Origin of the sequence: Pseudoalteromonas luteoviolacea S2607, assembly GCF_001625575.1 — a bacterium.
Taxonomy (GTDB): Bacteria; Pseudomonadota; Gammaproteobacteria; order Enterobacterales; family Alteromonadaceae; genus Pseudoalteromonas; species Pseudoalteromonas luteoviolacea_E.
This window is the reverse complement of the sequence record NZ_AUXV01000019.1, coordinates 96156-116612: the sequence shown is the minus strand read 5'-3', so window position 1 is coordinate 116612 and position 20457 is coordinate 96156. Positions and strand designations below refer to the sequence as shown.

The window sequence follows — 20457 nt, the reverse complement described above, 5'->3', positions numbered from 1 at the left end:
AAACTGTTAAAAGTTGTACAACAAATTTAGCCATACATTAGGGGTAAATTGCAAATCATGCGCTTATATAAGTCACGTTTGTCGCGAGCAAGTATTTTGATATGGGGTATCTGTGCAGTGCAAACCATGTTAATTTTATCTGATGTGTGGCCCTTCTCTGTCGAATCTCGATTTTACCATCATGGGCTAGAAGCACTAACAACCGCCGCCATCGTCGTGATTGCAGGCGCCACTTGGGCTACTCTTCAGAATCAAGCTGCACATAAAGAAATGATTTTTAGCGCTAAGCTGTTAACGTATGGCGTCCTATTTTGTGCATTTGGAGATATCGTTAACTTCAATCTTTTACAACATACATATCGCTACGACCCTTTAATAAAACATGACTATTTAATTGACTCCATTTACGTATTTTCAGTCGGCTACGGGCTTATATTGTGGAGTGGCTTTTTATTTCTTAAACAGCTGTCGGTGTCTAAACTTGAAGTAATAGGAGTGGTTTCGGCTGTGAGCATTGTGACGCTATTCTCATATTTGCAGATGCGACTGCCCGGAACAGGTGCTTATGTATCTATTTTGGCGGGCTTTTACGCCTTGTTAGTGGCACAATGCGCCAGCGTGGCTTTGCTGTTGCTTATCAAAGCAACTAAGATAAAGCTGACAAAGCGTTATTATTTACCTGTCATAGGCTTATTGCTTGCAACATTAGCAGACGCATTAATTGGACAGTTTTGGCTATTTGGAAATCAGGGGCAAGGCTACTTTCCCCTCATAAGAACTATTAATTGGTTTGTCTATATCAGTTCAAGCTTACTCATTATTCAGCTCCCTTGGGTATATCACCTCTTTGTAACTGCTCAACAGCGGGATGAGTGCATGCAAACTGAGACTTTAACCAGTGACTAACCTGTTGCATCAATGGCCGTTTAGCAACGTCTTTTGGCATCATGAGGTGATATGAAAACGGTAATTGAATCGCTTTATAGGGTAACCTCACCAGTGTGCCGTCACCGAGTAACCCAGTAGCAATATGATGCCACCCAAGCGCGATACCTTGCCCGTACTTTGCCGCTGTTAAGGTGTGGCTTACTTGGCTAAAGCGCCGATAGTTTAGCTGCTTAGGTAAATCCAACCCTTGGCTTTCAAACCATATTTTCCAACTCATATTACTTGGCGCATCTTCAACACCGCTATGATATGCAAGAAAGGTACTAAGCGCGTTGATTTCACCAACATAGTTTGGCGCACCGACTGGGTATACATATTCATGTGCCATAAAAACACATTCCACCTCTGTTTGCTGACCATGGCCGAAGTGGAGGTGCCCATGAATATGATGTTGATTGAAATCGACCAATTGATCAGCGGCTATTAACTGCAACTCAATATTTGGAAAGCAATCGTAAAAGTCATTCAACCTTGGTATTAACCAATTTTCCAACAGTGATGGAACCACAGCGAGTACTAGGCGTTGCACCGATTCAGTTTGTGTCGCAGCTCCCACGCCAGAGTCGATTAATTCAAACCCCTTGTTGATTTGTTTAGCCAATTGCTTGGCTGTATCGGTTAACATTACCCCTTTTGACTTACGATGAAACAAGCTCATACCAAGCTGTGATTCCAATAGCTTCATTTGATGGCTCACTGCGCTAGGGGAGATGTTAAGAACTTGCGCAGCTTTTGAAAAATTGAGAACTTTAGTAACAACTGAAAATGTTTGGAGTGCAGTCATTGAATAGTTTGGCTTGCTCATGATGTGAATATTGCTCAACTCAGTTTGACGTATTATCGCTTCTCTCGGGCGCTTGTCAAATGCATACTAAGCCTCAGTTTCACCCGAAAAGTAGCCCATAATCGAAATATAGGGAGTATCTATCATGGCAAAATATATCGCACAAATTTCTTGGCAGCGTTCTCAACATGACGCTTTTATCGATCAGAAATATAGCCGAGTACATACTTGGGTATTTGATGGAGGCGCAAAAGTTGAGGCGTCTGCGTCACCAACCATTGTGCCGCTACCTTATTCTGATGAAGCACATATCGACCCTGAAGAAGCCTATGTCGCTTCATTGTCCAGTTGCCATATGCTGTTTTTTCTGCATTTTGCAGCCAAAGCAGGACTCACCGTAGATAGCTATGTCGATAGCGCAGAAGGAATCATGAGCAACAATGCGCAAGGTAAGCTAGCCATGACACAGGTTATACTCAAACCGCAAGTCACATGGCAAGCAGGGAGCAGTGTGACTGAAAAAACACTTAACCTTTTACACCATCAAGCGCATGAAGCCTGCTTTCTCGCAAACTCTGTTCATACAGATATCCAAATTAAACCACACTAGCTAGAAGGTAATTTCGAGCACATACCATTCACTGCTCGAGGAGGTAGTCACACGCCAACCGAAACAATCACATACCTGTTTAGTAATCTTGCTGCCCAGGCCATAACCGCTAGACAGGTCGCTGGTACCCACTCGGTTTTCAAATCGCATACCTGTATCAGTAACCAAAGCTGCTAACATCCCTTGCCCATGTTGTCGTGCATTTTTCGCAATTTGCGTGAGCATCAAATTGAACAGGGTAATATGTATAGCTTGGGTTACTTGCTGCTGTACCGCCTTCAAATCAATATTCAATCCGTGAGGTTTCCACTTAGCACACCATTGCTCTAGTTCATGGTTCAAGACGTGGCTTTGTAATTGACTCGAATTTGGCCGACTTAACAATAAAATGCCTTGTGCTATTTGTGACAATTCTTGCTGGCTTGACTCCAGCGTATCCAGCACATCCAACGCTTCCAAAGGTACATCATCTATCTGTTGTATTCTGCTCATACTATGGCTGATCTTTGTCAATGGTGTGCGTATTTCGTGGCTTAAAAACGCAGCAAACAACCGCTCTTGCTCAAGCGCATGCTGCTGGGCAAATTGGGCGGTTTTAAACACCGCGGCAAACTGTTCAAACTCTGAAAACCGAGAGGGTTTAATCTCCCTATTTGCGACACTTTCCAATACATTGTCCGCCTCTTTTGAAACACTTGCACCAATACGCCAGATAATGAACCCAAGTGGCAGCAGCATGCTACCAGCTAAGATTAAAAAAATGGGCATTAAGCTTGGTGAGTCTTGCGCTGAAAAATAATGTACAACGTATAGCGGTTCTTCATCTAAGCCTTGCTCCTTAAGGATATAAATGTCTCCAGATTGCGTGGCGAACAACGCCGTATGCGCGAACATGATTTCAGTGCTTTCAACTGCTGAACGATACTCTGCGGGCATCTGCTCAAGTGCACCAATATATTTACCCTCGAAGTGATAAGGTAAAGACAATTGCCCACTCAATGCTAGTGCTAAGTCCTGATGCAAGTAAAACTCGGTCGTATCATCCCACGCATAGTGATAAACCCACTTTGCCACGAGCGTCCATATCAACACAAACAGAACAAACAATACCCCTATTCGTTTAACTAAATATGCGGTAATACTTTGCTTTTTACTCACTATGCTTCCTCAGCACAAGGCCCTGACCTTTAATTGTATGCAGCAATTCTCGTTCACTATCTCTACTAATATTTTTCCGCAACCGAGTAAGTAACGACTTATACATGTTGTTATTCACATCTTGATCGGGCCAAACTTTACATAAAATATCTTCCTTACTTACGGGGTTAGGCGCATGTTTAGTCAACAAGCTCAGTAGCAACCATTGCTGTGGCGATAGCACCAGAATACGTTCACCACGTTTGGCGATTTGAGTATTGAAATCAATCAATAACGAATCTAACTCAAAGGTATTTTCAGCATGTGCACCTTGTTTCTTGGCCAGTAATTTTAGCCGTACAGCTAATTCAGGAAGGTCAAAGGGTTTGGTTATGTAATCCAAAGCACCTGCAGAAAAAGCAGCGAGCTTGTCTTCCAAAGCAGTCGCAGCAGTACAAAATAACACTGGCACACCTTGACCTAATATTTGTTCGCTTATCAGACTTATACCATTGCCATCGGGCAGGTCCATATCTAAAATCGCCGCGTCATAACGACTATATTTTATTGTTTGCGCAGCGATCTCTTTCGCACTGCTAACAGACGCGGCATAATCCACTTCAATATTTTCGTGTTGCAAAAAGTCAATCAATTGAGCGGCGAGCGCAGCATCGTCTTCAACAAGCAAAACCAGCATAAACCCTCTACACTGTTACCTTATGGTTACCATGCCTTTGATAGTGTAGCGCCATCTAACAGGAGTCAACTATGCGAGTAACAAATATGCCTATTTTTCCTTTATTGTTAGCTGGTCTATGTTTATCTGGATGTAACTCAGATTCAAGTAGCCCGACAAACAGTACGAATGTAAGCAACGATACGCAATCCCCAACAACAACAGAACAAGTAGCAGGCGAGTTTGCTACACAATTATTCACTAACGGTAATATATATACCGTAAATGAGGATAAACCGTGGGCTCAGGCTGTCGCAATTAAAGGCAATAAAATCGTTTTTGTGGGTAGCAGTGAAGATGCACAGCAATATGTGGGTGACAACACGCAAGTGGTCGATCTGGCAGGCAAAATGATGATGCCTGGGTTTCACGATGTCCACATGCACCCGCTTGAATCAGGTTCAGATGCCACGCAATTTACCATCCCTGAAGCTGCATCTACAGACACATATATTGCTTTAGTAGAAGAAGCAGCATTGCAAAATCCGAATGCACAATGGCTAATAGGATACGGTCATAATATCGGCACTTTACTCGAAATGCAGGATAGCCCTTTAGATGTACTTGATGAAGCAGTGAACGACCGCCCAGTCATTATTATGGAACAGACTTCTCATTCAATGTGGGTCAATAGCAAAGCCTTAGAACTTGCAGGTATTCATCGTGATAGCTTAGACCCAATCGGCGGTGTAATAGGCCGAGATGAGCAAATGCGCCTAGATGGTATTTTATATGACAATGCGGGTAATCAGGTCATGGAATTGGCTATGCGGTCATTGAGTAATGCTCAACAAAATGACTATTTGGGACTCATAGAATATACAATGCCCGCCTTAAATAAAGCCGGGATCACATCTATAAGTGACGCGCGTACATATTGGCAGCGTGGACACTTAGAAACATGGCAACGCGTGGCAAATGAAGATAAGTTAACTTTGCGCGTACATTTAGGCTTGTGGGCTTACCCACAAATGAACGATGCCAGCCAGATTGCAAAGCTAAAGTCGTTATACCAAGCACAGCCAGATAGTTTACTCAAAGTAAACCAAGTTAAGTTCTATGTTGATGGCATTTTAGTCAATACAACCGCAGCGATGCATGAACCTTATCACCAGAACTGGCTAGAGCTTGAAGGTAACAAAGGTCTAAACTATTTCACTCAAGCAAGACTAGAGCAATATATTAAAGCGCTAGAGTCTACAGGCTTTGACTTTAATATTCATGCCATTGGCGACCGAGGCATTCACGAGGCACTCAATGCTATTGAAAATGCTTCTGCGGGCAACTCCCGCCATAGACTGACTCACCTAGAGGTGGTAGATCCGGCTGATTACGCAAGATTTGGCAAATTAGGCGTGATTGCAGATGCACAAGTCGCTGGCGACTTTACCGATCCCAGTCACTGGCCGGAGAATATCCCGTTACTTGGCAATGAACGCTCACAGGAGTTAGTTCCAATAAAAAGTTTAGTCGCAAACAATGCTACTTTGACACTTTCAAGCGATTGGAATGTAAGCCCATTCAACCCTTTTATAGGCATAAGCAACGCAATTTCGAGAACACCACAAGCAATCACTTTGGCACAAGCACTTGAGGCTTATACTTTAAACAGCGCGTATGCCATGCGACAAGACCACCTCGTTGGTAGTATAGAAGTGGGAAAACTTGCCGATTTAGTGGTATTAGACAGAAACCTCTTTGACAGTACAATCAAAGAAATTGCCGAAACGAATGTGGTGATGACGCTGTTAGACGGCGAAGTCATTTACAAAAAGTAGTTAGATATATCGCGGGCACAAAGGCACATCAAGTGTCTTTGTGCCATCTCTTTGAAATATATTAACGCACATACAACCTTTAAAACTATTTCATTATCACTGAAACGTAACTTAGCTCATACCTATTACCTTTACCCAACAGGGCCCACACTTTTTCAACACTTAAGCTACGCAAAATCACATTTAATTATTTAAATATACTGAATAATGACTAGATGATTAAGTTTCCATAAGTGGTACCATTTCGCAAATTTTAAACCTAAGTACCCATACCATGTTCAAATCATCCGTAATATCAAGAATATCAATCGGATACACGGTAGTTCTCCTGGCAATGGTTGCCATAAGCATTTTTTCTCTGTTTAGAATGGCAGAAGTAAATAGCAACTTAAAAAAAGTGACGCAGGTCGCTCAGCCTATTGATATAAAAGTAAATTCCATCGAAAGTAAACTAGATCAGCTCAACTTATTTGTCTATCAACACTACTACACAGAAAGTATTTCTGAACAATTGAAATTGGAAGGTTCCATCAAAAATTACAAAAATGCCATCCAACAGCAGCTAGACGCCATGTCAGTCTTGTTTGCGAACATACCAGACAGTGACGAAAAGTTACGTGTTTTAGAAGATTTTGAGAGCAGCAAGACTCAAGTTTTTATTGCCCAGAGTAAGTCAATGACTGTGGCCAGTGCTGCATTGAAAAACAAGGCAACTTTACAGCAATACCAAGCACGCATCGATACACTTGATAAACAATTAGCAGATTTAACCAAGCGCTATCAAGGTTACAAACAATCTCAGCTTATCACCACTGCGCTTGGCCAACTGAGATACGGCGTATCCATTGCGAAACAGTTTTTGCTGATTAACGATCTACAAGACTTACAGGCGCTATCAGCAGAGTATAAATCTTGGTTGATTGACTACGTAAATACTGGCTATCAGCTAGAAACTTTGAAAGCCAACAGTATATTGCAACGAAATATACTGCAGCCTTTGGGCAATATCGCTACCGAGCTCGCTTGGACACTAGGCAAGCAAGACGGCATAAAATCTCTTCAAAGCAGCTATTTGTCTAGCAAAAATGTACTTATTAGTAACCTCTCACAAGTTGAGTCTGGCTTACAACAACTGAAATCAGACATGACACGAATTAGCGAGTTGAGCCAGTCTTTTAGTGCCAAAGTGGAAAAGCAAACAACAAAGTCAGTCGAGTCAAGCTTCGTATGGATTTCACTCGCCACTGCCACAACCCTGCTATTGGGCATACTCATGGCTTACTTTATTACCCGAAGTATAAGCAAACCACTGAAACAAACTGTTTCTGATATAGAAAAACTTGCCACGGGAGATCTGACTTGTGAAATTGATATCAAAGGCGAAGACGAAATAGCAAAACTACGTCAGTCATTGCAAAGCTTGCGCATTGCTTTTGTGAATATTATCGCGGATATTAAAACCCAGTCAGGGCAAATAAACCTTTCGATTGAAACGCTATCTCACAGCGCTCAACATACAACTACTATTGCACACCAACAAAAAGATCAAACCACCCAAGTTGCCAGTGCGGTTTTAGAGATGACTGCAACATCCAGCGAAATATCTGACACCGCAGAACAAGCCACCAATCTAATGGCACAGGCAGATAGCTTGGCAACTCAGTCTCAAGGTCTTGTTAAACAAAATCACTCACTTAGTGAACAATTACGCAACGAAATGACTTCAGCAGCAGAGGCCGTCGCTTCTCTTGATCAGGAATGTAAGCAAATTGAAGAAGTCGTGAACGTTATTGATACCATTGCTGATCAAACCAATTTACTCGCACTAAATGCTGCGATTGAGGCCGCTAGGGCAGCTGAGCACGGTAGAGGCTTTGCTGTGGTTGCAGATGAGGTGCGTACGCTGGCAATGCGAACGCAAACCTCCACAGAGCAAATTCAAACCAAGATTAATCGGTTAATGGCATCTTCGGGGCTGGCAGTTAAAGCATTACACAGCTCGCTTACAAATGCGCAATCTAGCTCCCAAATGGCTCAAGAAATAGATGTACAAATAAAAGAGTTCGCACAAGGTGTAAGTAATGCTCATCAGCTTAATGAAGTTATTGCAGAGGCTGCAAAGCAACAGCATATAGCAGCACAAGAGATCAGTACAAGTATCGAAAACATTGATGCTCTGTCACTGCAAACCCTTGCGCAAATTCAGCAAAATAATGCAGCTACAGACGAACTCGACAATGCTTGTGATGCGTTAGTTGCGATGAATGAACAATTTAAAGTGAATTAGAGGTTGTTATGTTAAAGTATTTATTTCCCCTAATTGCTGTGCTGCTTTGGCCAAGCTTTAGCTTTGCTCAGCAGCAGCTTGACCTGTACACATGGCGGCAACAGGAGCAACTATTGTGGGAAAAGGTCAACCAGCAAAACCTGATTGAAGGCATTAAGGTTAACGTAAAAGTCATAGACTTTGATACCTACCAAGCACATATACAGTTAGCGATACAGAATCAGCGCGTCGACCTATTTCAATGGTCGCCGGGCCCAGCGGCACTTGCACCTCTTGTTGAACGAGGACTAATTGCCCCACAAATAGAGTCGCTGTCCACTATTAATAACAATGCCTTACCTGCTGCTACTGGCGCCGACGGTAAAATTTACGGAGTACCTTTTGCAATGCAACTTGAAGGGCTATTGGTCAACCAAAAGCTCTTAGTAAAACATGGCTTAGCAACTCAGCCTCGCACTCTCTCACAGTTAGAAAACTTATTCGCACAACTGCGCAGTAAAGGTATTACACCGCTACAAATGGCAAGCGACCAATGGTATTTGTCGCAGGTTGTTGCTGAGGTAATGGCCGCGGGATTACTTGAAGCTTCGAATGCCGAGGCACTTATCCAAGGTGAAATGTGCTTTACTTCTAACGAATTTATCACTGTACTGCAAACCCTAAAAGAGTGGCACAATAAAGGCTTTATCAATCAAGATATACTGCAGCAAGATTACCATGGTATGGGCACAAGTAAGGCACTGGGTAATGCGGCGCTAGCACTAGATGGTGGCTGGCGAGCAGGTCCAAACTCCGTGTTTTATCAAGTAGACAAAGACTATCAAGTGGAGTTTTGGCCAATTCCAGGGGCAAGTGGTAAGTTTTATGGGTTTGCAGATGGCACCTATCAAGCGAATGCACTTGGCCAACATCACGCACTTGCACAAAAAGTACTGAACTTTACAACCACACAAGCCTTTGCAACTTTATTTGCCAATACTTTAAACGAAGTACCCGCATATGGTGGGCATGTTCAGATCAGCAGCGAACACGTGAGAAAACAAGCACGACTACTTAATGAGCATAGCTACAGCGCAAGTTTATTCACCGCTTCATCATTAAACCAAGGAAAACCAGGCTACCAGCAACTTGTCACGGAGGCTATCAAGCAAGTATTTGGCGGTAAGTCAGTGCAGTCCGCAGCTTTACACATCCAAAAAGGACTAAACAGTTGGCAATATGTGGGAGCCGAATACTGCAAAGCGTAGCCCGTTTCAAGAGCCAGTCCACACGCTCAGTGCTGCATTGGCCTTGATGGTAAGCATTTTAATATAGGTGTGCAGAGATAATATGAAGATTCTACTCTCATAAACACATACCTAAACACACCTTTGTATGCAGTTGGCAGGGCATAACCTGACCGCTGCATTACAGCCCGTAAGGATAGTCAAGTTCTAGAAAAAATCACCACATTTAAATATTTTTTCACCACAGAGCGGATAAAAAATCAAGTTCACCATATTTATTTAATAATATACAACACACATTACTATTTAAATAATGAAGACATAACAATAAAAGATTAAAACCAAATATATGATTTATAAATAGAGAGCGAGGTATATTGCATTTTAGTAATCAAACCAGCTGCCTTTTGATTGTGAGATTATTTTCACTTTGAGTATATAAACCCTGTTCAGGACATTTTGCTTTATCCATTGCTACTTGGAATGGTTCACCTGTGAAAATAAAGACAGTGGTGATTGGAGCATAAACATGCGGTTTCCCACCCGAGGGGGTTCTTCTATATGTTCTTCATAAAGAATAACTGACAACTCATATGCACCAATGGTAGAAACAAAACCACACGCTTGATGATGAAATGAGAAGTGCTGTGAATCTTGCTCCTTAGTAAACTTAGTCATATTGTATTTTGCCAATTGAACAAGCTCACCTTGATGTAAGCCCAATACCTTTATATGGCTGTTGGCAAGCACCTACTCTACATCGCCTTCAAAATCGCGGCAGTGATTCTATAATTCACTAAGCTAACACCGGAGTATGGCTGTCTGATCGCGAGGCGTCTTGGCAACGACCAAATATAAAACATTGTTACATGATGCCTGTTGGGTCGCTTTCGATAAACGCTTGAATAAAGTCATTTGTCACTATACATGGGGGTATTTCGATATCCCGCTGCGCTTTTCACTCATAAGATACAACCAAATTGCAACGACCAAGCACAACGCAAAGAATAGTGAGTACATCTATCGCGCCACAATAGACCAAATAGACAAGTCGAAATCGATATGCAACCAAGCGCAAAGTTTAACTGGCATTAGGCGTTGAAAACCTCACTTACGCCGATAAATCTTACTCAAACACCTAATATAACTGTTCAATCAAAATTTACCCTTGTATTAACAGACAAGCAGGGTATCGTATAGCAAAATTTTGTCCCGTTTCTTAATTGGAATTCAGATGCGTAAACTGTTGTTATTACTTTTGTGGTTGTCGACCCCTGCGATGGCCTACCAAGTTCAACCAATGATTGTTGACCTTGCGTCGCATGGAAAGAACTCACTTGTCACTTATCGCCTACAAAACCCCAGTGACAGCGCATTGCCAATTGAAATCGAAGTATTTAAGCGTACTTTTGATGAAAACCAAACAGAAGTATTAGTTCCTGCGGAAGATGACTTTATCGTTCTACCCCCTCAAGTAGAAGTACCAGCTAAAAGCTACCAAGTATTTCGCGCCAAATACTTGGGATCACCGGAGCTTAAAGAAACAACTTCATACCGTATTGTTTTCAAGCAGCTGCCATTACCAAACGAAGATGAAAAGTCGGGTGTAAAAATGGTGTTTAATTTCGCGACTTTAGTGTTTGTTAGCCCTGAAGGTATCAAGGCTCAACAAAAAAGTACGATAAACTGTGAAAAAATAGACTCTTGTATGCTGACTATAAGTAACGAAGGCGAGCGTGTATTGGACCTCTCCAATTTTGATTACCACTTTCACAACGGCAAAACTAAAGTGAGCTGGGCTCAGTTTCAGTCAGTAACACCGGGTCGCTTCGTTATGCCAGGGCATAAAGTGGAGCTTGACATCAAATCTTTGTTAGAAGACAAGCCAACACCCAGCGCGGCGCTTATCAACTTGTTTGACAAAAAGTAAGACAACGCATGTTAAAAACGGGCTTATATACTCGGCCTGCTCAGTATAAGTGTGTCATTTTCTCACTACTTTTGTTTTGGGCCTGTACATCCATTGCCGCTACATTCGATATGGACTTTCCGGTGCGGCTAAATTCTGCCGAGGTGGGGCAAGTTTCTGCCGCCACAAATGGCTTTGAATTAGCTTCAATCACTGCTGTTGAATTTAAAAGCAGTTTACAATCTGTACTCAGTGACAGTGTAAATGATTGGCTGACTCGCAAAGGTGACACCCCTATTACACTTGAAGAGTTTGCAGCCAAAGGCATCGAACTTAAGATGCAGCCGCAAGATTTAACCATTGATATGACTTTGACCGAAGCGGCAATGGCCACTGACAGTCTCACCTATGGCAGACAAAAACACTTTGATAAACCAAAAGATGAAGCAAGTTGGGCCATGCTCAACAACTTTAATTTAAACCACGAACGAAGCAACAACAGCCATGACCATAAATCTCAGTTAGAGTGGTTAATGAATGCGAATCTAGGTGGTGGCGATGGCGTAAACATGCGAGGGGCGCTTTTTTGGGAAAACGGCAACACACAAGACAGTGATGTATATCGCGGGGACATCGCCCTGTTTTATGACAGACCAGACAAGCCACTGCGTATTACGCTTGGGGACACACAGATTAATAGTTCTGGGCACCTTGCAGGTGCACAGCTTGCAGGTATTAGCTTCGAAAAAGCCTATTCAAGACTTCAGCCACAGCGCAGGATCACGCCAAGTAACAGCCAACAGTTTGTTTTACCCCGGGCAGCGAACCTTGAGATTTACATTAATGACTTCCTAATTTCACGGATCAGGTTGAAAGCAGGGCGCTATGACCTGAGTGATTTACCACTTACATCAGGGGTAAATAATATCCAAGTAGTTGCAACTTACGCCAATGGTGAAACCCAAGAGTTTTATTTTACAACACATTACAACGCGAGATTACTTGCAAAAGGACTAAGTGACTACTCACTTGCAGTGGGAAAGCTTTCGACCTTGGAGCAAAGACGGTATGAATATGACGATGAGTTGTTCGTCTCTGGTAATTATGAATATGGGGTCACTGACAAACTCACATTGGGCGTAAATGGTGTCACACACCCAAGTGGTCATGTGTTGGGGGCGATTGCCACTGTAAATAGCCCTATTGGTAATATTTCAGCCCGCTACTCCAAAAGTAAAGCCAGCAATCAATACGGTGATATCTATTCTATCGAAACAGAACATAGTGTTTTTGGGCACGGCAATTTTGGTTCACCCAATTTGCGTTTGGGTTATGAAGTAAGAAGCGACTTCACCAACACACCTTGGCTGGAGTTTGACACTATCTCAAGTAGCAGCAGAGCATTTATGGATTACAGCTACTTTATTAATGACAATTTAGACTTCAACTTCAGTACGTCTCGTGTCAAAGACAGCGACAACTTTGTTACTGATAACGCGTCCATTGAACTTAATTTACGCTATGATGAAATAAGGATCCGCGCAGGCTTTACACACAACGACAGTGAAGATGCCCGCATTGTTTCTGACAACCAGTTTTTCTTAAATTTTACTTGGAATCATTACGATAGAAACACCAGCAATCGCGCTCGCACCCAGTATAGCAGCCGAGATAAAGTAGCCAGTGCAAGCTATGCAAAAACAAACAATAACTTTGTCAACGATTACGGTTACGAGGTACGCGCAGAGCAAGGTAGTGACTTTAGGCAGGAGCAACTAGAAGCCAGTTATACCGGCGCGTTTGTCAGAGCAGACGTCAGCGCCACTAATTATACGCGTAAACAACAGCACGCTGACAGCAGTGCGAGTATTAACCTCTCTACCAGCCTAGGTGTAGCCGACGGCTATATAGGCATGGGTGCCACGACAACCACCCCCTTTGCCGTTATCACTAAGCATAAAACTTTGAAAGATGCCGAAGTGTTAGTAAATGTGGACCGCCAAGGTCGCGCGCAAACTAAGCCAAGCGATGAAATTGGCGCCCTAATTGAATTGGGGACTGGATACAGTAACTCTCAACTCAACATTGACGTACCTGATGCACCACTTGGCTATGACTGGGGTCCAGGCATGTATGTCGTCGTCGGTGGAGCCAGCACAGGCCACCACATTCAAATAGGTTCAGAGCTTTCTTACACTATCATCGGTAACCTTTTGGACGACAAGGGCATGCCTATTGCAATGAAACGCGGGCGTGTTGTAAAAACTCAGGTATCAAGTGACAATGAATTAGCATCATTGAGTGTACCAATATTTACCAACCGCACAGGGCGATTTGTGGTCGAGGGGATCAGTATCGGCGATTATGTTGTTGAAATTAATGGTATGACTGGACAATTTAGCATTTCTGATAAAGAACAACGCTTTATAAGAGTCGGGGCACTTACACTAACCAAAAGTCAGCCTGAAGGAGGCGAAAACGAATGAAATCCGTGATCTATACTTGGCTGATTTTAAGCTTTTTGCTGGCCGCACCCAAAGCGATGGCAAGATGGAATGATTGCTATGGCAGTATGTTAGCCACTTCCAACCCTTCAGAAATAATCGAAGAGCATAACAACCGTGTAACTGTGTATATACCAATAAAAATAAAGGTGTCTGACAGTTTATTGGACTGTGCTGACGAGATATGGGTTGAAGATGTCTACTACTACTCAATGGTGTTTTCAGGACCCACACAAGACAAATATGCTAAGCTGTACGACTCTCAATTCAAAAAGATAAAAGTAAGAAACGGCATTTGGCGTTCTGATCTTAAAGACCGTTCTACGCAAATGTGGGTAAGATTAAGACACTACAGTCTATTCCCAGCTGGCGCATATACTGGCCATGTCATTGTGTCTGTCGTCAAAAACAATGAAATCATTGATGAGCAGTATCTCGATTTAACCTATTACTCAGAACCACAAGTTGCAATATCCCTTTCCAACTCCAGTAAAGGCAAGGTATCTGGCAGCAATGGTAATTACCACATTGATTTAGGCGAGCTTAAAAGTAATATGCGGTTTAACTGGGGCATAAAAATACTGAGTAACAGCTCATACGATATAGTCGTAGACTCTGAGTACAATGGGCTACGACACGAAACTAACACCCAAGCACTCATTGACTACTCGATTCGATTTGATAATACACAAATCTCATCATCCGGAAGGCTCCATCGCAGTTATAACTTTTATCCCGGTGTTAAAAACAAGTGGTATGGATTTGAATTTCAGCTTGGCAATGTCGAACTTATGCCAGCTGGCACCTATCAGGATAATTTATCATTAACCGTTTACCCAAGGTAACCACACTACAATTTCTTCATCATCTAAATATATGACGTAAAACGAATGGGGAAGTGGTGTTTTGGCACTTCCCTATCAATCTATTGGCACACACCACAATTTCAATCAAACCAACTGACACAATACGCATGCTTAACGTCAGAAAACGGACAAAACGAGTGCATTTCAGTCAACCGGCTCAAAAAAAGCCCACTTTGCTCGGTAACTTGATGAATAGCGTCATAAAACTAACGCGCATCATAATTAATTCACTCATCACGCTCCACCAGCGTCAAAATGCCGTCATTTAAAATAAATCGCCGCTTATCAGCGACTTTTGCCGCGTCAAAAAATAGGTGGTACGAGTTTTGATGTCATCATTGAGCAAGCTCGATTAGTAATTCGGAGAGTAACATTGAAATCAAATAAATATTTTTAAAAATATAAGCAATTGATAATAAATGGATATTTAAAACTTCACTCACAAAAAACAAAATGTGACGAAATATTTTCTCACTATTGGCACGCCCTGTGCATTTAAAATATCAACTAAGGTGATAACACCTAACCATGAAAACTAAATAAAAAACCAACTCTGTGTTTTGTTAAGGGGAAAAGCCATGAACGCACTACTTAAATCACTACTAGCTGCAACTGCAATCACTTCAATGGGCGCTGCAGCAGCGGTTTTAGATACAACAGGTACTGAAGCAAAGTTCACTTTTGAAGGTACTATTCAACCAATGTGTAAAACAAGCAGCGGTAACAACAGTGTTACAGGCCTAAAGCTTGACTCTTCTCAACAAACTCAAGAAATCGGTACTTTAGATGTTTGGTGTAACACTGGTGAAAATGCAACAACTGAGTATACTTCAGCAAATGGCGGCTTCTTAGTTGCAAACAATGCTCAAGGCAGCAAAATCGCATACACACTTAACATTGGTGACACAGCGGGTATCGACCTTCAAACAGGTGCATATAAGCACTCTAAAGCAACTGCTGCTGGTACTGGTACTGCAGGTGAAACAAAAGCAACTTCACTAAAAATTACACCGCAGTCAAACGGCCTAAATGACGCAGGTACTTACTCAGATACAATCACTGTAACTGTAAGCCCTAACTAATTTAGCATTTAGGCAGCAGAGTTTATGGCTTAATCTATACTGCCTAAACTGTAAAATCAGAGCGAACTATTACAGTTCGCTCTTTTTCATTCTAAGTGTGTTCACACTTTCTTGCGATTCATGGCAGCCCTGTTTGTTATGACACAACACATCTCTTACCGCTAACTCCGCGTAGCTCATCTATTACCGTTTAGCACATTTCAATTTAAAACAAACTAGTTCAATAAATATAAAATACATCACTCAGAATAATAAATTTATACATTGCAATTAAAATAATAAACAACTAATTATCTAATTAAAAATAAAACCACATTCAAACATATACAAAATGTGATTTAAAATTCCATTTAACTTTCCAATAAACAATACTGCGCTCATCTATTGAGAATCAAGCATCTTGTGTATTTTCAAGCGTAAATGGCCATAGTCTTACTCGTCGCTAACTAGGCATAGGTAGATATAAGAGAGGTAAGCTTTTATTATATAAATTGCCGCTGATATGAACTAGACAGGCTTAACAGGAATCTGCAATTTTGCTAGGGCATTGAGGGCTGTAGGCTGCCTAACTCACTATATTTATCAGCCCCTGCCCCTCAATAAAAGCAGCATGTTTTTACAGCAAGATTTAAAAACCAATCCATAACTTGTTGACGTCTAAAAAGGCTTTAATGCTTAAAGCTGTCGATGGCGTGAAACGTATCTAAACCTCTGTTTGACACGCGGCCATACCTTTCAAAAACGATAAAGCCTGTTCTTTAGACATCTCTTCTGGGTCGAACTCAACTTGCCCATTTTTACGCAGCAGCTCGTAAAACGCTTCGGAACCAGCAGCATACCCCATTTTCCAGAGCTCAAAAGTTGGTTGTTCAACTTCGTCATAGCTTAGTATGGTCGCACCTTCATGTCGCGGATCATCCGCGATATCCAAATACAACTCATTCACTGTTTCTCTATCCCCTTCAAGCGCTTGCAAGAAAAACTCGTTTTCAAAACACAACATGCCACAAACCTTTAATTCATTATTATTAGAGCGAGCGGTCTCTAAAATATTGCGTAAGTCTGACAAGTTCATGGACCGAGAAGCCTGACTGTAATACACCAATCTAACCAATTTCATTTTATCACTCTCCTAGTAATTTATTGACGCAACTGAACTTTCGCCCAAAATTTAATCATTGGCTATAGTTAAACAAAAAACAAGGCAAGGTGCGCTGAGTTATGGACAATTTAAACAACCAAATAGTCGTGGTATCTGAATCAACTTCTGAAGAGTTAGACGTCATTTTAGCGCAATCACAATGTGAAAAGCATAATGCTGAAAACTTTAAACTCTTTAAAAAAGCCTATAGAAAGCACCGCCCCGGCGTTTTAGTATTGTATGTACATGATACTGAATCCGAGCAATTGGCCAGCCAAGTTTTATCGCATGTCCGACATGCCATGCAAGACAAAGACGCTATTTTTGTTGTCGCACACCCACCAGAACATATGCCGGATGCGTTAAACTGGATAGAGGAATACAGCATTGCGAGCTTTATTACTTTAACCACAGACAAAAGAGCGCTTAATCAAAGCGTTATTGATCGCAATGTCAAAGCTTGGCGACGCTTTGTACAAGTCACTGAACAGCATCAAGCTGAGAGCAACTTATTAATGAGTGTCGCGCACCTACACCGAAATAATAACAACGTGAACGAAGTCATGCTTAAGTTTATGCAAGCGCTATCTAGTATTGCCTGCGCTTCTGTTCAATGCAGAATCAAAATCAATGCACAGGGAGAAGGCACTATAACCAGCTGCTCTCCTGACTTAGGCGAACTAGAAAGTACGTTAAACCAAGCGTTTCAGCTTCCCACTTTACCCCCCTACTTGCAACGGGCCCTCAGTGAAAAAAAACCGCAAATTGACTTACTGCCAAGCATTGACGCATTTTCCGCTTTGAGCCGGTTACTCAAATTAAAACTGAGTAGTTATCTTATATTCCCAATCGTTGTGTATGGTAAAGTCTTGGAACTCATGGTGTTCTTCATAGATGAGAATGCGATGGAGTCTGTCTCCATGCGTCAAATCGATGTGATCAGCAAAGCTGCCGAACAGCTCACTATGCTGCTAGAACGTAAAGAGTCAGAAAGGCGGCTCAAAAAGCAATGTACACGACTCAAGCACGCTTTAATTGAACTAAAAGAGACACAAGAACAGCTCGCGCATAGCGAGAAAATGGCCACAGTAGGGCAGTTTGCAGCGGGTATTGCCCATGAAATCAACAACCCTTTGTCTTTTGTCCTCAGTAATTTTGGTTCGATGGACAACTACCTTGATAGCATTTTAAATCTGCAAAATTTGCATGACCAATTTTTAAGTGCTGTAGAAGTTGGCAACCAAAATAGAAGGGATGAGATAAAAGATGAGATAACCCACTACCGGGGCCAATCGGAAATTGACTTTATTTACGACGATATGCGTGAAATTGTAGCCCAATCTCAGATGGGTCTAACTAGAGTCAGTGAAATTATTAAAGATTTACAATCTTTCAATGGTAAAGCTCAGCGCACAGAACTTGATTTAAAAGATCTGTTATCACAAAGCCTTACACTCCTTCGCTCAACAAATGTTAGCGATATCCCTATCAAGACTCGCTTCACGCATCAGAGCGAAATCGTTTCAAATGCAGGGTTCATTCAGCAGATCCTGACCAACTTAATCAAAAATGCCTATCAAGCTTTGGCAATTAACCCATCTACCGAACACATTATTGAAGTCAGCTCAGAAGAAACCAACGGGGCTATTCACATTGCTGTTCGAGATAATGGTCCCGGTATCAGTTTTGAAAAGCAAAAGCATGTTTTTGATCCATTTTACACCACCAAGGCTGTGGGAGAAGGGACGGGACTGGGGCTCTCCGTCAGCTATAATTTGAGCAAAAGGCTCGGAGGCAAATTACTCGTTGACTCACAAGAGGGTAAATACTGTCAATTTACTCTTGTACTGCCGATACAAACTAAAGGGTCACCCCATTAAAACTCTCGGTGTATTTAAAGAATAAGGCTTTTTTATGTGTCCATCTACCATATCCATCCTTGATCAGGAAGATGGGCTCAGCCACCAAAAGTGCGAGGCAGTAGACGGTAAAAGTTGAAATAACACATTACCTAACAAACCACTCACGCTTCTGGTTTATTCCTTAAGCCCCAATTTAGTCCCGTTAAGAAAAACAAACAAGCATCTTAAGCGATTGTTTTGTAACTAATTGTGAAAATTGATTTCGTAGACCATCACTGAAGTAGCGCTTAGAATTATAACAATCGAGCTGGCAGGAAAATACGTACCGTTAATCCACCACTTTTGCGATTGTAAAAAGACAGTTTGCCTTGGTGCGCCTCAATTATTTCTCGGCATAATGCCAGGCCAAGGCCGGTCCCTGAATGTTTAGTCGAGTAGAATGGTAATAATGCATTTTCTAAGACTTCAGCGGCCATGCCTGGTCCATTATCGGAGATTTCAATACCAATACCACCTTGACTCTGCTCACTAATAGCCAGACACACCTCTCCCATAGACTCAAATTCTGAATAAGCTTCATGTGCATTTTTTAATATGTTGATTAAAACTTGTTCTATTTGATGTTCGTCTGCATAGACATCAGTTTTGGGAATGTCGGTGACCAGATTAAATGTATATAACGCGCTGATTTGCTCCAATAGCACCTGCCAATCTATGACGCGCTTGTCTGGCATTTTTAACTTAGACAGCGCACCATAGCCTTTAATAAACTCATTTAGGTGATCAACTCGTCGAGATATTGAACTAAATACTCGGTCCAACCTCGGCTCGTCTAGATTCTTAGCCAACAACTGTCCCGAATGACACATTGAGCTAATAGGTGCTATTGAGTTATTGAGCTCATGGCTGATCACTCTAATCACTTTTTTCCACGTTTGAACTTCTTGTCGATTCAATTCATTGGTAATGGACTTAAGTAAATACAAAGTGTTATTAGCTTGGTGTATCCGTACGCCAGACTTCGCTAAATGCCATGCTTGTTCTTCACCTTGCGCATTTTTTAAAGTGAATATGCTCTCACCACTTTGTTGTAAAGCTTGCACAAAATCGGGGGCTAACTTCGCGCAAACATCACTCCAGCTGTAACCTAATATTGAGTTTCCGTGGTTGAACATCAATTCTGCGGCGCGATTGGCAAAAATGATTCTTTGATTAATATCTACCAGAAAGGTCACAACCGGAGACGTATTAAGCACCTTATCTAGTAGCATCTCTCGTTGATATAAATGTTGGCGCTCTTTTCTCAATTTATCCGCACATCGATTAAATAGATCAAAAATAGCGTCTCGATTACCATCTTTAGCAGTAGGGATGCTGACAGAAAAGTCCGAATCCATAAGACTCAGCAACCCCTGCTCTAGGCTGCGATCTGCGTTTTGCAGTTGTTTAGACCTTTGATGAATCAGGCACCCAATCACACCATTAAAGCTAACGCCTGCGGCGAGTAGTAACCAAGGGTATTGACTGATAAACAAGTAAGTTGCGACAAAGAATAATGCCTGCCCAATAAAGGCTACCCAAAGCATG

17 protein-coding genes are annotated in these 20457 nt (G+C 41.9%); 11 read left to right on the top strand and 6 right to left on the bottom strand.

All coding sequences use genetic code 11. From position 1 onward, the window contains the following. Positions 1 to 57: 57 nt before the first annotated feature. Entirely contained in the window at positions 58 to 906 is an 849-nt protein-coding gene (locus tag N480_RS11585; RefSeq protein WP_063372667.1) for a hypothetical protein, read from the top strand. Here N480_RS11585 and N480_RS11580 read toward each other — a convergent pair. After that, positions 818 to 1753, bottom strand: a complete 936-nt coding sequence (locus N480_RS11580; RefSeq protein WP_063372666.1) for a LysR substrate-binding domain-containing protein — start codon at positions 1751 to 1753, stop codon at positions 818 to 820. The genes N480_RS11585 and N480_RS11580 overlap by 89 nt on opposite strands. 124 nt (positions 1754 to 1877) lie before the next feature. Here N480_RS11580 and N480_RS11575 point away from each other — a divergent pair, with 124 nt between their 5' ends. After that, entirely contained in the window at positions 1878 to 2342 is a 465-nt protein-coding gene (locus tag N480_RS11575) for an OsmC family protein (protein ID WP_063372665.1), read from the top strand. Here the strand turns inward: N480_RS11575 and N480_RS11570 are convergent, their stop codons facing one another. Continuing rightward, complete coding sequence (locus N480_RS11570; RefSeq protein WP_063372664.1) at positions 2343 to 3500, bottom strand: sensor histidine kinase; 1158 nt, start codon at positions 3498 to 3500, stop codon at positions 2343 to 2345. Then, positions 3493 to 4176: a response regulator transcription factor gene (locus N480_RS11565; protein WP_063372663.1), complete on the bottom strand. Its 684-nt coding sequence runs from the start codon at positions 4174 to 4176 to the stop codon at positions 3493 to 3495. The genes N480_RS11570 and N480_RS11565 overlap by 8 nt, the downstream gene beginning before the upstream one ends. A gap of 71 nt (positions 4177 to 4247) precedes the next feature. On the opposite strand from N480_RS11565, the gene N480_RS11560 reads away from it, so the two are divergent. The 3 genes from N480_RS11560 (at position 4248) to N480_RS11550 (ending at position 9527) form a co-directional block, all read left to right on the top strand. Continuing rightward, on the top strand, positions 4248 to 5993 hold the full coding sequence (locus N480_RS11560) for an amidohydrolase (protein WP_063372662.1): 1746 nt from the start codon (positions 4248 to 4250) through the stop codon (positions 5991 to 5993). Between the two features lie 334 nt (positions 5994 to 6327). Beyond that, positions 6328 to 8280 carry a methyl-accepting chemotaxis protein gene (locus N480_RS11555; protein ID WP_063372661.1) on the top strand — a complete coding sequence of 651 codons (1953 nt, stop codon included), beginning with the start codon at positions 6328 to 6330 and terminating at the stop codon, positions 8278 to 8280. Positions 8281 to 8288: 8 nt separating this feature from the next. Further along, a complete protein-coding gene (locus tag N480_RS11550; RefSeq protein WP_063372660.1) occupies positions 8289 to 9527 on the top strand; it encodes an extracellular solute-binding protein in 1239 nt (412 codons plus the stop codon). 453 nt (positions 9528 to 9980) lie between these two features. Here the strand turns inward: N480_RS11550 and N480_RS11545 are convergent, their stop codons facing one another. Continuing rightward, a complete protein-coding gene (locus N480_RS11545; protein WP_063372659.1) occupies positions 9981 to 10256 on the bottom strand; it encodes a hypothetical protein in 276 nt (91 codons plus the stop codon). A gap of 88 nt (positions 10257 to 10344) precedes the next feature. On the opposite strand from N480_RS11545, the gene N480_RS25340 reads away from it, so the two are divergent. The 5 genes from N480_RS25340 to N480_RS11525 all read left to right on the top strand — a co-directional run bounded on the left by N480_RS25340 (position 10345) and on the right by N480_RS11525 (position 15867). Further along, positions 10345 to 10608: a hypothetical protein gene (locus N480_RS25340; protein WP_155732826.1), complete on the top strand. Its 264-nt coding sequence runs from the start codon at positions 10345 to 10347 to the stop codon at positions 10606 to 10608. 132 nt (positions 10609 to 10740) lie between these two features. Then, on the top strand, positions 10741 to 11436 hold the full coding sequence (locus N480_RS11540; protein ID WP_063372658.1) for a fimbria/pilus periplasmic chaperone: 696 nt from the start codon (positions 10741 to 10743) through the stop codon (positions 11434 to 11436). Positions 11437 to 11444: 8 nt separating this feature from the next. After that, the gene (locus N480_RS11535; RefSeq protein WP_063372657.1) at positions 11445 to 13901 is read left to right on the top strand and encodes a fimbria/pilus outer membrane usher protein; all 2457 of its coding nucleotides are present in this window, start codon (positions 11445 to 11447) and stop codon (positions 13899 to 13901) included. Further along, positions 13898 to 14764 (top strand): hypothetical protein, encoded by an 867-nt coding sequence (locus tag N480_RS11530; protein WP_063372656.1) that lies wholly within the window; start codon positions 13898 to 13900, stop codon positions 14762 to 14764. Before N480_RS11535 ends, N480_RS11530 begins: the two co-directional genes overlap by 4 nt. A gap of 599 nt (positions 14765 to 15363) precedes the next feature. Next, positions 15364 to 15867, top strand: coding sequence for a hypothetical protein (locus N480_RS11525; RefSeq protein WP_063372655.1), 504 nt, complete (start codon positions 15364 to 15366; stop codon positions 15865 to 15867). A 703-nt stretch (positions 15868 to 16570) separates the two neighbouring features. Here N480_RS11525 and N480_RS11520 read toward each other — a convergent pair. Further along, complete coding sequence (locus tag N480_RS11520) at positions 16571 to 16987, bottom strand: BLUF domain-containing protein (RefSeq protein ID WP_063372654.1); 417 nt, start codon at positions 16985 to 16987, stop codon at positions 16571 to 16573. A gap of 101 nt (positions 16988 to 17088) precedes the next feature. Here N480_RS11520 and N480_RS11515 point away from each other — a divergent pair, with 101 nt between their 5' ends. Continuing rightward, on the top strand, positions 17089 to 18888 hold the full coding sequence (locus N480_RS11515) for a sensor histidine kinase (RefSeq protein WP_063372653.1): 1800 nt from the start codon (positions 17089 to 17091) through the stop codon (positions 18886 to 18888). 275 nt (positions 18889 to 19163) lie between these two features. Here the strand turns inward: N480_RS11515 and N480_RS11510 are convergent, their stop codons facing one another. Beyond that, positions 19164 to 20456 carry a sensor histidine kinase gene (locus N480_RS11510; RefSeq protein ID WP_063372652.1) on the bottom strand — a complete coding sequence of 431 codons (1293 nt, stop codon included), beginning with the start codon at positions 20454 to 20456 and terminating at the stop codon, positions 19164 to 19166. Between the last annotated feature and the right edge of the window lies 1 nt (position 20457).